The 14,467-nt window shown below is 46.0% G+C and carries 13 protein-coding genes; 5 read left to right on the top strand and 8 right to left on the bottom strand.

Going from position 1 to position 14,467, the window contains the following annotated elements:
* Window positions 1-27 precede the first annotated feature (27 nt).
* From ACQ4M5_RS33250 to ACQ4M5_RS33235, 4 genes are read right to left on the bottom strand one after another with little or no spacing between them, the layout of a single operon-like run.
* Window positions 28-474, bottom strand: coding sequence for a type II toxin-antitoxin system VapC family toxin (locus ACQ4M5_RS33250; RefSeq protein ID WP_430680102.1), 447 nt, complete (start codon window positions 472-474; stop codon window positions 28-30).
* Window positions 462-830 carry a hypothetical protein gene (locus tag ACQ4M5_RS33245; RefSeq protein WP_430680101.1) on the bottom strand — a complete coding sequence of 123 codons (369 nt, stop codon included), beginning with the start codon at window positions 828-830 and terminating at the stop codon, window positions 462-464. The genes ACQ4M5_RS33250 and ACQ4M5_RS33245 overlap by 13 nt, the downstream gene beginning before the upstream one ends.
* Window positions 831-842: 12 nt before the next feature.
* Window positions 843-1,460: a hypothetical protein gene (locus ACQ4M5_RS33240; RefSeq protein WP_430680100.1), complete on the bottom strand. Its 618-nt coding sequence runs from the start codon at window positions 1,458-1,460 to the stop codon at window positions 843-845.
* A 36-nt stretch (window positions 1,461-1,496) separates the two neighbouring features.
* Complete coding sequence (locus ACQ4M5_RS33235) at window positions 1,497-2,441, bottom strand: DUF1156 domain-containing protein (RefSeq protein WP_430680099.1); 945 nt, start codon at window positions 2,439-2,441, stop codon at window positions 1,497-1,499.
* A gap of 99 nt (window positions 2,442-2,540) precedes the next feature.
* Here ACQ4M5_RS33235 and ACQ4M5_RS33230 point away from each other — a divergent pair, with 99 nt between their 5' ends.
* The 5 genes from ACQ4M5_RS33230 (at window position 2,541) to ACQ4M5_RS33210 (ending at window position 7,948) form a co-directional block, all read left to right on the top strand.
* Window positions 2,541-2,867, top strand: coding sequence for a DUF433 domain-containing protein (locus ACQ4M5_RS33230; protein ID WP_430680098.1), 327 nt, complete (start codon window positions 2,541-2,543; stop codon window positions 2,865-2,867).
* 3 nt (window positions 2,868-2,870) lie between these two features.
* Window positions 2,871-3,212 (top strand): DUF5615 family PIN-like protein, encoded by a 342-nt coding sequence (locus ACQ4M5_RS33225; RefSeq protein ID WP_430680097.1) that lies wholly within the window; start codon window positions 2,871-2,873, stop codon window positions 3,210-3,212.
* A gap of 255 nt (window positions 3,213-3,467) precedes the next feature.
* Window positions 3,468-4,493: an AAA family ATPase gene (locus ACQ4M5_RS33220; protein WP_430680096.1), complete on the top strand. Its 1,026-nt coding sequence runs from the start codon at window positions 3,468-3,470 to the stop codon at window positions 4,491-4,493.
* Between the two features lie 5 nt (window positions 4,494-4,498).
* Window positions 4,499-6,991 carry a S8 family peptidase gene (locus ACQ4M5_RS33215; protein ID WP_430680095.1) on the top strand — a complete coding sequence of 831 codons (2,493 nt, stop codon included), beginning with the start codon at window positions 4,499-4,501 and terminating at the stop codon, window positions 6,989-6,991.
* 372 nt (window positions 6,992-7,363) lie between these two features.
* Window positions 7,364-7,948 carry a hypothetical protein gene (locus tag ACQ4M5_RS33210; RefSeq protein ID WP_430680094.1) on the top strand — a complete coding sequence of 195 codons (585 nt, stop codon included), beginning with the start codon at window positions 7,364-7,366 and terminating at the stop codon, window positions 7,946-7,948.
* Between the two features lie 93 nt (window positions 7,949-8,041).
* On the opposite strand, the gene ACQ4M5_RS33205 is transcribed toward ACQ4M5_RS33210, so the two are convergent.
* From ACQ4M5_RS33205 to ACQ4M5_RS33190, 4 genes are all read right to left on the bottom strand, one after another.
* Window positions 8,042-8,470: a DUF7680 family protein gene (locus tag ACQ4M5_RS33205; RefSeq protein WP_430680093.1), complete on the bottom strand. Its 429-nt coding sequence runs from the start codon at window positions 8,468-8,470 to the stop codon at window positions 8,042-8,044.
* A gap of 47 nt (window positions 8,471-8,517) precedes the next feature.
* On the bottom strand, window positions 8,518-11,757 hold the full coding sequence (locus ACQ4M5_RS33200) for an ATP-binding protein (RefSeq protein ID WP_430680092.1): 3,240 nt from the start codon (window positions 11,755-11,757) through the stop codon (window positions 8,518-8,520).
* A 125-nt stretch (window positions 11,758-11,882) separates the two neighbouring features.
* Window positions 11,883-13,601, bottom strand: a complete 1,719-nt coding sequence (locus ACQ4M5_RS33195) for a hypothetical protein (RefSeq protein WP_430680091.1) — start codon at window positions 13,599-13,601, stop codon at window positions 11,883-11,885.
* A gap of 46 nt (window positions 13,602-13,647) precedes the next feature.
* Window positions 13,648-14,457: a hypothetical protein gene (locus ACQ4M5_RS33190; protein WP_430680090.1), complete on the bottom strand. Its 810-nt coding sequence runs from the start codon at window positions 14,455-14,457 to the stop codon at window positions 13,648-13,650.
* Window positions 14,458-14,467: the final 10 nt, after the last annotated feature.

The following is a 14,467-nucleotide window of genomic DNA, read 5'->3' as shown; positions in this document are numbered from 1 at the left end:
AGAAGTAACATTGTAGCCTCAGAGATGTCAGGAAGAAATTGCCTCAGATAGCAGAACAACATTTAAGCTGCCCAAGCTTTTAAGGCGATCGTCATTCGTCAGAAACGTTGTGCATTGGGACCGCATTGCTGTCGCAACATGAATGGCATCAGGAAGCTTTAAACCGATATCTGCCCGAACTTGAGCAGCATCAATTAAAAGCTCTCTCAGAACAGGCACGACAAAAACGTTGTTACGATTCACGATCGCTCGCTTGTAAGCATCTTGTCGAGCCTGATCCTTTTCTCGTAATGGCTTGACCAGGACTTCCGCTAAAGATAGTTCGCTGGTAATTGCAACTTGATGTCCTTGATCGATACTTTGAAGTAAGGCAGTCAAGTCTTGAATGAAAGAAGGATAACTTTCAACAGCATAAATCCAAACATTCGTGTCTAGATAAATTCTATTCCCCCGAATTGCCGTCAAGAGTCCCATGCGTCGCGCTCCTGTCGGATGAATTGATCTGCTTCTTCAGGGGTTGCGAAGCTGCCTTTGGCAGTTCCAATGATGCTTGTTAAAGGTTCTGAAGTACTGACCTGAAGCATTTCAAGATTTAAACGAGCAAGCTCTGCCGACAATCGCCGTTCACGTTCCACTGCTTCTAAAGCTTTGATCAGGTCTTCCCGTTCTTCTAGAGGCTGATCTAACCAGGTCTGAAATATTGCTTGACGTTCTTCTAGAGTGAGCAATTGGCGATCGTCGATTTCGACAGAGACTTCTGTTCCATCTGGAAGGTTGATCGCTTCTGTTAGCTCGATCGTTCTTCCGCGTAAAATTCCTTTAACTTTCATTTGAATGATCTCCTAGTTATTTACAGATAGATTTTGCTCACAATGTTGAAAGATGTAGTTGAGAGATCCCAAAATGGCTGGGAGATCACTAACAGCATAGAGGAGTGTTTCGTATACTACGCCTGAGCGATCGAGCTTGTAGAATTTCCAGCCTTCGCCGTTGGTAACGCTGCCAAAAATGTCGATCGCTCGACCGATTTGCTGGTTGCTCCATTGACAAGCCTGCATTTCTACTAAACACTGTGCTGCACCTTGTTCAAAGTCATCTTTTTTCGCTTCAATGATGCAAAGAAAGGGGGCTTCTAAATAGCCTTTCCTCTCAGTAACTAGATAGTCGGCGTATCCACAAAGGGTGTCACTCTCTAAACTTGCTCCCTTCCAGATTTTGAGGCGTTTGAATTTTAGAATGCCTTCTTCGCAAATTGCATCAATCAACAGTTTCTTAGATTCTTCAAGGCTTTGAAGGTCAAAACATTGCAATCTTTCAAGCCGTTGATTGAAGAAATCGCTTGCAGAAACTGGGGCAGCTTCAATTCTCCAAGGGGTGAGTTCGGTGATGTTGAGTTGTTTGTACGCTCGTGCAGAATCAAAGCTGGAGAAGTTTTGTTTCTTGGGTTTAGTAACTTTCATCGGGTGCTCCTAAAGTCATGATTGATATCTGATCAACTAAAACAAACTTTGTTGCACATTGCCTAAGTCTAATTCTGGCTGTTCGTAGCGGACTTTGGCTTTGATTTCGTCCATTGCTAACCACAAAGAGGAGTTTGCAGATGCCGCTGGTGGAGTCGAGAAGTTTGTGAGTTTTGGCGAGGTCGGAGACGTTGAATCCTCCGACGGCGAGAGCAAGCTGGCGGGCTTCATCGAAGGGGAATTCACGGGCGCGGAAGGCATCCCAGGCGAGAATGTACCAGGTGGTGAGGGGGTCGAGCCAAGGGTGTCGGTTTGGGCGAGTTTGCGGAAGCGATAGTTGGCGACGGCTTTGCGGGCTTCGGAAAAGGCTTGTTCGGGGCGGACTTCGTTGCCGGAGGTGTCGAGGATCGGGGAGTGGCGAGAGAAGACGTTGCGTAAGACTCGATGATATTTTGCAAAGGCAAGTGCCATTTTTGCTTCGTAGTCTTGATTGGCAAGTTCTTCGGGACTCATATCCATGTTGCGGAAACGTGAGGGATTAGCAACAGCTTCGCGCTCTTTGTCTGTGAGGTCTGACCAAAAGAGATCAGGGAAGATGTCGCCTAATGTGCGCTTTTGCCAAACATAGAAGAAGTCGGATAATTCAGAGTATTGGATTGTTTCGTAGTAGGGGGGATCGGTAACGACAGCAGAAACAGATTTATCAGGAATATGAACTAAACTATCGGCTGAGGCTGCATCTATCTTAATGTTGCGAAACCTGCGCCACTCCAACCCCAGCAAATACTCAAATTCCTCGATCGACACCCCATCCGGCAACAGAGAACCCAACACCGAAGCCCGACTAAACGACAGCGGCTTACGCGAATACCACCGATGCAACCCCTTAAACGGATTCCCCCCATGTTCGTAATACACCTGCTCATTCAGCAGCTTCACAGGCATAATCTTTTCGATAAACACAGATTTGCGGGTCGTCATAGCGGGTATAGAAGATGGGTCTAAAATACAGGTGTCCGCTGATATTCTAGACGCTAACCCCGCTCCCACTGACGATCAATCAAAATCGCTTTATCACCCATGCCACTCCAAGATCTTCAGCCCCAACTCCTCGCCCTTAGCCCTGCCGAAAAAGCCCAAGCGATTCAACTCCTAAGCGAAAGTCTCGGCAATGCCTGGGACGGCATCGAGAAAACTCCTGGCATTTGTGGTGGAGATGCCCGCATTGCGAATACTCGTATCCCTATCTGGGTACTCGTTCAAGCCCAAAACCTCGGCAACTCGGATGCTCAAATTCTCACCAACTATCCCACCATTACCGCGATCGACCTGAGTAACGCTTGGCGATATGCAGAAGCTCATCCCGCAGAAATTGAGCAAGCGATCGCAGAAAACGAGGCGGCATAACTCGTGGCGCGACTTTATGCAGATGAGCAATTTCCCTACCTGACGAGCAATCATTTACGTCAGCTTGGACATGACGTGCTAACCGTCCAGGAAGCAGGCAAAGCAAACCAAAGCATTCCCGATGATGAAGTGCTTGCCTTTGCCACCGAGCAAGCACGAGCGATTCTAACGCTCAATCGCCGTGACTTTATTCGACTTCACAATCAAGATCCAAATCACGCTGGCATTATTGCTTGTACAGACGATGCTGACAAAATTCAGCTTGCAGAAAGAATTAATACTGCAATCCAATCAGAAGAGACACTTGTGGGTCAACTGATCCGAGTTATACGCCCCTCTCGTTAAGAGCGATCGACATCTAATTGCTGTCCCTTGATGTTTTAGACGCTTGATTGGATTCCCACCGATATTCCATAGACAACAGTATTTTGCTGAAGCTGGGATCGCGCCAAGGAAAGGCATCTGCCCCTCAAACAATATTCAGAACAAATGAACCTATCAAAGTAATGCTAGATTTAGTGCTACGATTGCTGAATTTGTTTTTCTAATGTTATATTAGTACAAAACAACTAAATTTAAAATAAGCATGGACTTTACCATATGGCACGGGGAGAAATCCTAAGAAAACTCTTTAGAAGCTTCTCTCACAACGAGAGAGAAGAGTTTTTAGCTGCCGCACAGGAACTTATCGAGGAAGAGAAAAGTAAGAATCACACTCTCCTCGCCAGAGATTTAGAAAAAATTCTGCATAACGGAAACGGCGCTTTCAAGTCGATCGCATCGAATCTTGCTCCTTGGCAACGATTTCCCGAACCTCCGAAAGATCGAGAAACAGGATTAGCGCTAGTTGAAGTGAAACAATTCGACCTGACTTGGGATCACATCATTCTCAGTGAAACCATTTTAGACCCCCTAAATGAAATCGTTCTCGAAAATCGCAAACAGGACATTCTCGCCGCTCACGGACTCCAACCCAAAAATAAGCTCCTTTTTTGCGGTCCTCCAGGATGCGGAAAAACTCAGACTGCTAAAGTCCTATCGAGTGTTCTAGGGCTTCCTCTTGTCTATGTTAACCTTACGGCTGTCTTCTCTTCTTATCTAGGTGAAACCGCTACAAATCTGCAAAAGATCTTTACCTATATTCAACATGGAGAATGGGTTGTCTTATTTGACGAATTCGATGCCATCGCCCGCGATCGCAATACCCCGAATGAGCATGGCGAAGTAAAACGCCTCGTAAACAGTTTGCTGCAACTCATTGACACAACCGAAAGCAGTAGTCTGTTTATTGCCGCAACAAATCACGAAAATCTTCTAGATACAGCAGTCTGGCGCAGATTTGATGAAGTGCTTCTCTTCGATCGTCCCTCAACTGAGCTTCGTATCGCACTCCTCACCCGCTATCTCTCTGCCATTCGTTATCCAGAAGTGGATCTAGCTCATTTCGCAACCCAACTTGAATCAGCAACAGGCGCAGATATCGAGCGAATTTGCTCTGATGCTACAAAAGCTGTTCTTCTGCGAGGAGATGACGAACTTTCATCCGATGATTTAGAAGCCGCGATCGCACGTTATCTCGCTAGAGAGCGTATAATATCGAACTCAATAGATCTGTCTACACCCTAGCAAGCATGGCGAATCAGTTCGAGCATCTAAAATTGCCCAGAGTGAATACTCAGCTACCTCGTCGAGCAAAGAGCGGAGGTGGTGGGGGTAAACGAGGCGATCGCAGCACACGCGGGACGCAGATTATAGCTCAAATCTCCACATTGACCGAATCTGCAAAAGAACGGCGAAGCTCCTTCCACCTCGATCCAAAACTGATCTTCAAAATCAAGCTCGACAAGAATTTTCCGCTGCAAGATGATGATCTAACAAAATCTGGTTTAACGCTACTGGGAAGAGAGCCTGCTATCAATAAAGCAGTCGTCGTTTTTGCTTCAGACGAGGAGTTGACAGAATTTAGAAAGCGCATCGAAAACTATAGCGGCATCAAAGCGGGTCCTCAATATGACTACTTGGACGCAGTAGAAGGATTAGTTCCACTGGAGCCTCAAGATCGTCTGGGTCGATCGCTAGAATTAGAACCCTTACAAGCTGATGAAATTGCAGCACTTGATTTGGAGCTTTGGCATACAGGCGATCGACAAGAAATGCGAAAGTATATCGAGCAGATTCGCCAGGATCTACGATCGCAATCAATCGAAACTGCAAAATTTGATCTGACTGATTCCTACATTGGAGAATACCTCTGTATCGCTCGGATCAAAGTCAATCAAACGATTCTGGATCAACTCTTGAATGAATTGATTGTGAAAGAAATCGATCGTCGTCCGAGAGTTGCATTTGCAATGCGCTCTGAATTCAATCCTTCCCTTTCAGAAATCCCCGCTGTAAATTCCCCACCTTCTTACTGCTGTGGAATTTTAGTAATTGATTCGGGGATCTCTGGCGGACATCCATTACTTGCTCCTGTAATTGGAGAAGCAGAAGTCTTTCCTGATACCAAGCGGCAATTCATTCAAGGAGGTGCAGAGGATGAGGCGAATCATGGAACAGGAGTCGCAGCGATCGCGGCTTATGGGGACGTTGAAGCCTGCATCCGCAAGAAATCTTTTGATTCCTCCGCATGGATTTACTCGGCTCGTGTGATGAACGATCGCAATGAGTTTGATGAAGATTTACTGCTAGAGAATCAGTTAGAACAAGCTATCTTATATTTCATCAATCAATATCCCAATTGTAAAGTCATCAATCTCTCTTTAGGCAATGCTGAACAGATCTACCGAGATGGAAGTAAACAGTTTAGAATTGCAGCTAAACTTGACGAGCTAGCTTATCGATATCAACATAAGAATCTTGTATTCGTCGTCGCAGCAGGAAACTCATATCCCTACCCTCACAGGGATGAAAGAGAGCGACTTCGGACAGACTATCCCAGTTATCTGTTAGACCCGGAAGCACGAATTATTGATCCGGCTACTTCTGCGATCGCACTGACAGTAGGTTCTCTCTCGCTGGGTCGCGGCAGTATGACCTATTCCGATGACGCTCGACGAAATACAGTTGCTAAAGTCCCTGGGTATCCTTCACCTTTTACTAGAGTCGGGTTTGGTGTAGATGGCATGATCAAACCAGAGCTAGTCGATTGGGGTGGCGATTTCGTTTTGGATGGCGATCGCATGACTTCCCAGAATGAAACAGGTGTTTCGATTGTGACCTTCTCTCAAAATTATTCATCTTCACTGTTTCAGATGGCGATCGGAACCAGTTTTGCGGCTCCTCGTGTGTCAAATCTGGCAGCTCAACTATTTACTAAATATCCAGAGGCATCATCTAATCTCATTCGTGCATTAGTCAGCATCTCTGCTGAATTACCAGTTGAAATCCCACCTGCTTTCCAGATTGGTTCAGGTTTGTCTAAAAGTCAGAAATCCAAGCAGTTCAATCGGCAACTCTCAATCTATGGTTATGGGCAAGCAGATCTTCAAAGAGCAATGTACTCAGCAGAGAATTACGCTGTGCTGCTAGAAGATCACCTTGAAATCTCAGTTGGAAGTTTTGATATTTTTGAAATTCCGGCTTTACCACCTGAGTACTTGAGAACAAAAGGAATTCGCCACCTCTCCATTGCTTTAGCTTTTGATCCACCCACTCGCCCGACTCGTGGTGATTCTTATCTTGGAATCACAATGGATTTCAATCTGTATAAAGGTGTTGATCGTGAAAGTATCGTGAATGCGTACATCAGTGCAGAGAAAGCGAAAAAAGCTGGCGACGGGGGGAGCTATTCTGAAATTTCGATGGAAATTCTCAAGAAGAACTTTACTTCTGGGTGCAGCGTCAATTTTTCGCCCAATGCTACTCTTCGCAATAAGGGTACTTTACAACGAGGCAGCATAGAGATTTCTTCACAAGCGACTAAATATGATCAAAGCCCAATGTATCTGGTCGTTACTTGTAATCGAAAGTGGGTCAAAATAGAAGATACTCCCTCTCAGCGCTATGCGTTGGTTGTTGCTGTTGGGCATTCAGATCCAGGTGTAAAGCTTTACAATCGTCTTCGTACTGCGATCGAGCAAAGGCTACAGCAACTCACTCAGCAAATCAGGATACGGCAATAGTTTCGTTCAGTTTTCTTTGTTCTTCTAACTCCTTTCGCGTCTCTGTAGATAGCAGGTAGCAACTTCACACTCAATTCACTGCAATAAACTTTTAGCAGATCATAAACTCCTGCTGTCAATCACCGAAGAATGAACGGAAAAAGGAACTCAAGTAGGAAACAATGTCAAAGTCTCAATTGTCACAGTAACTAAGTATAATCAGCAGGATTGGGACTATAAATGCAGGTTCATTTTCAGGCAAGTCAAATTCTTCTTGAAAGTCTTTACGATCGCTACAGCGAAAACGCAAAACGATTAATTCCTCTGATTCGCCAAGACAGCACCCTCAGTTCGTTTGATCGCTTCAACAAACGATTCAAAATTTCCTGGGGGATGGAAGTTAAATTTACCGACAGCTTATCCATCACGCGAGAGGACACACGCGCTTGTTATATGCTCATGCTCAAAATCTCTGATTTATGGTTTGCATTTGAGCATCTCACTAACACAGCTTGCGACGTAATTCCTAAAGATGAAGATCAAAAAAGTAAAGCTAATTTCTACAGCAGAGATACACTGACAAGTCTTGAATTTGATCCAATCACCTCAAACTTTAATGAACTGCTAAAGAGCCAGGTTCTACACCGAGCGGTGTGGCGTAGAGAAATTTATCCTTTTATCCAGTACTTAGTCAACAACACTAAGGGAGGAACTAAAAGCTTGATTTCTGACGCACTGATACACATTAAAAATTTGAGACAACTGGAAGCAAAACACATTTTTGCTTTAGCCTATGGCATTAGAAACATCTACGTTCATGAGGGAGTAGCCGCCGCATTAGGCAGCAAGAATTACAAAGTAAAACGAGCGTTCTATTTAGTCTTGTATGACGTGCTGATTCTGTATTCATTAGCGCTAGGAGACGCTTACTGTTGCAAAAAGCTAAAGGCTGATTCAATCTTAATCAAGGAGGGATGAAAATTGATCAATCCATTCTTCTCGCGACAATTTTCAATTTGCTCCATTCTCGCTGTTGCAAGAGGGCGTGTAGTGTAGGACAAATCGCTGGGATTAATCTCCTAGCAGAACTCGAATTGCCCTAAGTGCTTGGCTTCGCTTACCGTTTGATACCTTCGCAAACCAGTAATGCGACTCTTCGTTACTCATCGATCGCACTCCTGCCGCAATATTCGCAATCCGCTCTGGCTTAGAAAGCGGCTGCAACGTCTGAAACAATAACGCTAAATTCACGCCAGATTCTTCATTCAACACATACGGCGTTTGTCTATCGCACTTCAACGTTTTGGGATCATACTGATTCGCCTTTAGACAGTCATAAATTGCCTGTCGCGCCTGCACTAACGCTTGTCCTTTCAATCGACCAATCCGTTTGGAGGGCGATCGCTTTTTCTCCCCCGCTTTTTTGTACGCGCATTGGTACAACTCCAGTGCGAAGTTGTTGTTATCGGTGGGGACGACTTTGAGTTGAAACTCTTGCATACTCCGATTCCTGAGCGTTTGACATCTACGATCGTAAACAAACTTCGTCAGTATAGTACCTTCGTCGTCAAACTGAGCCGATCGACCGGATTTCTTCCCAACGCTTGCTCGATCGCTTTGATCTCCACGCCCCCTGGCTCGATCGCAGTTGCAAACTCAAACGTAATTTTGAGTGAGACATCTGCTCGAACATCGGGACTTGCTAACAGTGTGTTTGTGGGATTCGCAAAACTTTGAAATCCTTTGACGTTGCCCTGGTACTCTAGTCGAACGAACTGATCCCCGCTTTGAATCGTGACGAATTGATCGATCCGCATGGGATAGCGCATCAGTAGAGGAAGCGCTGTCGTGAGTTTGCGATAATCCATCACTTCAGACACGCTCAGTTCCAATCGCTCGATCGACTTAATTTTGTCATCGTGAATGCGATCGCGCAGTTCATTAAACACGCTGTTGAGGCTTCCAGATAAATCAATTACCTCCAGCTTGGCATCAAACAAGCTAGGCGTATCGTGAACCGAAGTGGAGCCAGTGGAGAGCGTCGAATATGCCTGCACTCTTGCCTTTGATTCTGCCGCTGCGGTTTCTCCTTCCCCATAATCTGCCACAACACGAAAGGTTGCTGTTTGAGCGATTTCGCCTTCGTATTCGTCAGACGGTAAGAAATTTCCTGCAATTAAATTGCCGTCTTGAAACAGTTTGACCGAGAGTGCCCCTGCCGCTTTCCATCGCACTCGTACAGGTTTATTCGGTTGTGTACTCGGCATCACTTGAGCATTAATCTCAATTTCTCGTGGTTTGGGTGGCTCTAGAATGCCACGTCGATACAGCACCATGCGGTCTGAAAATTCAATGATGTCAGGTGGAATCAATGGAGCCGCGTCGGTTTTGATATAGACGCGATCGCCCACTTTCAAATCCCACTGTCCGCTGGTTAAACCTTGAGCGATCGACGTTCTTAATTTCGCAGTCTCAGCATCAGAAAACAGATTCAGCCCTAAATCTTTCGCAAACGCTTCTTTTAATCCTTTCGTGCTGATCGAATCGAGTCCGGTTGCCCAGACTTTTTGCAGCACATACGCAGGGGCATACGGTTGAGTGTCATCGGCACGAATCTTTTGGCAGTCTTTCAGCGCTTTGAGAATGGCTTCTTGCTGGTTACTCTTACCTTTAACATCGCTGGCATCTTGAGCGGGAAGCGGATAGTGCATTAACCCTTTTGGAGCTTTGACCGGATCATTCGAGGGGTAAAACAAATGGCGATACGCATTGGTTAAGGCAACTCGTGCGGCTAAATCCAATTCGCCTTCTTTCTGCTTCAGTTGTTTGTGTTGACTCTCAGACAAATCTTCTAGGCGATTCTGAGATTTGAGAATGTTGCGAATCGCTCTCAGTTCTCGCGCCACGTCGATCGCTCTTTCTAATTCCTGCTGATTCGCGAGTAGAAACAATAACCGATTGCGAAAGATGCGGAACTTGCCAGAATCACCCGTACTGTTGAAGATTTGCTCCACGATCGCAGGTGCAGCGTCGATCGACGATTGCACCGTCGCTTCATTGAAGTCGATCACACAAAGCGCGATACTATCTGCCCCATCATCAACATCGCTTGGACTTTCCGGCGATGAAATCAAGGTGAAATAGCGATTGGCAAAGATCGTGTCACGACGCGATCGCAAATCATCTTTCGCTTCACTGCGTCCGATCTGTTCTTTCTCTTCAGCAATAATTTTGTTGATCGAAGGTTCTTCTTTGAAACGAGCGATCGAGGTAATCGGATCATGATCGAGATACCATGCCACTATGCTAAGACGCTCTAAAGCACTCTCGACAAAGCCCGTTTCAATTCCAGGTGTCAGCAGCGATAGATTCAGTTCCGCTCGTCGAATGCCCGCAACTACACCTTGATTGATCGAGTGCAAAAAGATCGTTCGTCCAATCCAAGTGGAGAACGGTGGCTTTCCGGCTGCTATCCAGTCTTGATCTTGTAGTTGAGCGTGTGCTTCCCGTCCGTTCGCGTTATAGATGTCGGCTTGAATCGGTAGCCGCATCAAAGGACGTTCTAGCCGTGAGGTTAATTCGTTCGTGATTTCTTCGTTCACTCCGATCGGTAAATGGTGCGCGTGGATTAACGGCATCCAACTTGTGCGATTACTCTCTTGAGGAACTGCGGAGCAATCGCGCCACAATTCACGCACCGCGATCGCAAAGAGACGCAATGCTCCACGAGTCCGGTTAAAGTTCGGAATTGATGCAATCTTTTTGGTTAAGAGGTTAAATAGCTCTGGATGAATCGGATAGCTTGACTCGATCGTCTGTGAGTACGTGGCATCTTGACAACCATCGGGGAGGTTTGTGCGGCTCGATCGATAAGCATTGAGATATTCTTGAGCCGCTTTTTTCGCTGCTTTTTCGTCTACCCGCTGAAACAATCGTTGTTTTACAATGTTGTAGATTTCCACATCGGTACTTGGACTCAGGATGCGTTCTTGACGGGCGGAAGCGCGAACCGTTTCTTGAAGCTCTGCGGTTTCATCCGCAAACGTATCCGACGAGGAAGCGAGAGAATAAACAAACACTAGGTTATTGCAAGACCCAGCTAGATCCATCAGCGCAAACAGAAACGCTACAACCTGCTTTGATAAATCGCTATTGCCAACAATCACCCCTTTCGCTTTGCGTAAATACTGCGCGATTTCGTCGAGTACAATTAGCGTCGGTCGGTCTTGAATCAACTGCTGAAGTACACCAGTTCCCGGACTCACCTTTTTCTCATCCGAGCCGCGCAGTAGACTGTAGCCTTGAATGCCACCGATGCGATAGGCGATTTCACCCCAAAGCGTATAAGTTGTGATTCCCGTTTCAGGGTGAAAGTTTTCGATTACGTCTAGATCTTGGCACGCGATCGCAGCAACTTGAACTGGAGCAGCGGGAATGTGATCGAATCGTTCACTAAATCGATCGAGTCCTCGAATGGCACGTCCATTACGGGCAATGTGCCAAAGCGCGATTTCGTCGTGCGTTTTTCCGCCGCCGAAGCTGGTTTCTAATCGAATCACCGGAGAACCGATCGCGGTTCCTACCAAGCGCCCGAAGACCTCAGCGATTAATGTCTTGAGTCCTTCGGTCGGAAACGTATTCGCAAAGAACGATTCTGGATCTTGATAGATTTTCGGAGCATTGCCATCGACCACCAACTTTAGCTTGGCAGCGAATAAATCAAGCGACAGTTCGCCGGAGAGAATTTCATCTCTGGGAGTGCAGGTTTCAAAAATCGATGGCAGCACGGTTAATCTCTCGTATTCCCTAGTCTTGACTCACGAACCGCCTTTATTGTGGCACTGCCAGTCAAAATTAGCACAACTACGGTTAGAAAGGCGCTGATTTCAAGAACTTGAACAGACGAATGTAATTAAGTTTCAGATACCGCATCAGAAAACTGCTGACAAACCTCGATCGTGTCCATCAACAGTAGCCACTGTCCACCCACCCCCACAACTCGTTCAATCCCAATCGCTCTTGCTTTATCCCATACATCTTCAGAAGGACGCTTGCCTGGTGCCATGCCATTTGTTTTGGCAGTCAGGTAAACGACATCGTTCCAACCGGGATCACAATCTGGGCGTTGAGCAACAAAAATTGGATTCATCGCGGTTACGTTGCCGCGCGTCAATTCCATATCAGCCATCGCGCCAGTCGGTGCGATTCCCCACATCGATAGTCCCCGCTTTGCACCCATCGATGAGATGCTGGCAAGCTTATCTTTAATTGCATTGAAGACTTGAATTGCTTTTTCAGAATTTAGCCCCAATGCTGAACGCATGACGCTGTTAAGCTCATCCACAATGAGCAATTTGGGTCGATCGACACTGGCGGGAACTGCGTTGAATTCGTCTAAAAGTTGCGCCCAGCTATCATAAGCAAGACGTTTTTCTGTGTCACTCATTTCGGGAAAGTAGAAGCCTGAGACGCGATCGCACATTCTCCAATAGCGCCCATCCTCTTCTTCGATATAACCCGCACTGATGTAGAAAAGAGTAATCTTGTCACCGAACCTTAATCGAAGCAACCCCGCAGCGTCAGACGCTAACTGAGATTTTCCAGTGCGAGTTGCGCCGACAATTAGTCGTGAAATCACAAATCGACCTGATGCCATTTTTTCAGCCACATTAACACCGAGATCTTGAGGTTTAGGAGTTGATACTGAAGGTGAAGAGTTTTTCATGGTGGTGTCACTGTTTACAACATCGATTGTCGTTTGTTCAGCATTCCAAGGGTCATTCTCGGCTTTTACTGATTGCATTGAAGTTGAATTCAGCCACACGGCTGAATCAGTTGGCGAAGACGATCGCTGAGAATTGGGAATTGCAGGTTGCGATTTAGGTGAATTTGATGATGTTGTGTTTGCTTGTTGTCTGAGTGATTCAATCGCACTTCCTTGAGTTGGCGTAAATCCGTACAACTGCATCTGCCACGAAGCAAGCGTCGGAATTCGAGGATCAACACTTCCGATCGGGTTCTCCTGCAAATGCTGCAAGTCCACGTTTCGACCTTTGATTTCTAAATCAATTTGATTCACAAGCTGATTGAACCAAACAGGCGTATGTCCCATCTGCGATCGCAGTGAAGCCAAAAAACTTTGGCACATTGCATCTAGGTTGTAGTCCTGATGAGCGACGGCGTGATAGTTTGATAGTGCAGTTTCGTAAGCATTCACAAATGCGTTCAAGCTCACACCACAATTAGGATGTGCATCGATATAGATACTCATTGCGGAAAGCAGATCCTCGAAGTGAGCAGAGTGACCGATAATCGATAGCTCTATTTCTAATCGTTTTCTTGCACCTCCAAGGGCAGTTCTCCAGATTGCCGGAATCGCAACCGTTGCAACCGTTCCCAAAATTGGAATCGCTGCTCCTGTACTGAGCAACGGTAGACCTAAAAAGCCAAATCCAATTACTGATAATAGTCCGGTTCGCTGTTGAGCAGATAAACCATGAATCTGATTGAGCAAGTCAGTTCTGATACCCGCGATCGCGTCACTGAGTCGCAATCGGCGGACTTCAATTAAGTACCGTAAATGCGACCCGTGATAGTGACCTGGAGCAGTGTTGTGGTACAGATTAGACATCATTCACGACCCATGCTGAACTCAATGCAAGAAACTGAATCTTTAACTACTGCGCCTGTTGCTCACCCTTGTAAGCGACCATCTTGAAAATCGTGTGGAGCAAGATGCAAATTTGCACACCAAACACCGACCAGAAGTTAAAGAAAGTATTTGGTGTGAAGTTGCCTGCGCTATCTGTCCAAGGACGAACACGCCCGGTTGCCCAGCATTCAATGGCATATACGATGATGCCAATCACGCAACCAATTAGCAACAGGGCAGGATTGTAGGTCGAAATTTTGGATAAGCGCTGTAGCTGAGGATTGTAAAACGCTGGACGAATCGTTTCTCGATGAGCGCGATCGTTGGCATACCGAATAATGTTCGAGGCAGCATCTTCAATAAAAAGATCAACTCGAACTAGCAGTTCACATCCCTGAAGTACTGCCCAAAACAGAAAGCCAAAAACGACGATTAGAAATGCTCCAAACAGATAGTTCAGATAAGCGAAGATTGATCCCAGGATCGGGAGCCGGATCAACGTTGCAGTCATATCTCGAAGCTGTTCCGGTGTAATGACAACTTCTTGCAGAAACGACATGATCGAATGAATGTTCAGTACAGCCGAAAAGATTCCAAGACCAACGACAAAAACCTTGACTGCTGTAGGATGCTTGATAAAGTCCACAATTACGTCTGCAAATCGACCCAGCCCTTCAAGTAGCGATCGCTTTTTCTCTTCTGGCTCATGTGTCCACGACGAATCAGCATAATGGTCTCTTGAGGAAGAACCATTATGCTGATTTTGGGTGTGTTGACGACTTCCAGGAGGTCGATAGTCAGGAGGAAGCGAACCGTTGTTTCTTTTGAGTGCCATGATTGGTTAA

Origin of the sequence: Leptolyngbya sp. AN10 (genome assembly GCF_050565645.1) — a bacterium.
GTDB lineage: Bacteria > Cyanobacteriota > Cyanobacteriia > Leptolyngbyales > Leptolyngbyaceae > Leptolyngbya.
This window is presented reverse-complemented; position numbering and strand designations above follow the sequence as displayed.

Bases quoted from the DNA above. Each gene is read 5' to 3' on its own strand.
- ACQ4M5_RS33250 (WP_430680102.1), bottom strand. From the start codon at position 474: ATGGGACTCTTGACGGCAATTCGGGGGAATAGAATTTATCTAGACACG.
- ACQ4M5_RS33245 (WP_430680101.1), bottom strand. From the start codon at position 830: ATGAAAGTTAAAGGAATTTTACGCGGAAGAACGATCGAGCTAACAGAA.
- ACQ4M5_RS33240 (WP_430680100.1), bottom strand. From the start codon at position 1,460: ATGAAAGTTACTAAACCCAAGAAACAAAACTTCTCCAGCTTTGATTCT.
- ACQ4M5_RS33235 (WP_430680099.1), bottom strand. From the start codon at position 2,441: ATGACGACCCGCAAATCTGTGTTTATCGAAAAGATTATGCCTGTGAAG.
- ACQ4M5_RS33230 (WP_430680098.1), top strand. From the start codon at position 2,541: ATGCCACTCCAAGATCTTCAGCCCCAACTCCTCGCCCTTAGCCCTGCC.
- ACQ4M5_RS33220 (WP_430680096.1), top strand. From the start codon at position 3,468: ATGGCACGGGGAGAAATCCTAAGAAAACTCTTTAGAAGCTTCTCTCAC.
- ACQ4M5_RS33215 (WP_430680095.1), top strand. From the start codon at position 4,499: ATGGCGAATCAGTTCGAGCATCTAAAATTGCCCAGAGTGAATACTCAG.
- ACQ4M5_RS33210 (WP_430680094.1), top strand. From the start codon at position 7,364: ATGGAAGTTAAATTTACCGACAGCTTATCCATCACGCGAGAGGACACA.
- ACQ4M5_RS33205 (WP_430680093.1), bottom strand. From the start codon at position 8,470: ATGCAAGAGTTTCAACTCAAAGTCGTCCCCACCGATAACAACAACTTC.
- ACQ4M5_RS33195 (WP_430680091.1), bottom strand. From the start codon at position 13,601: ATGTCTAATCTGTACCACAACACTGCTCCAGGTCACTATCACGGGTCG.
- ACQ4M5_RS33190 (WP_430680090.1), bottom strand. From the start codon at position 14,457: ATGGCACTCAAAAGAAACAACGGTTCGCTTCCTCCTGACTATCGACCT.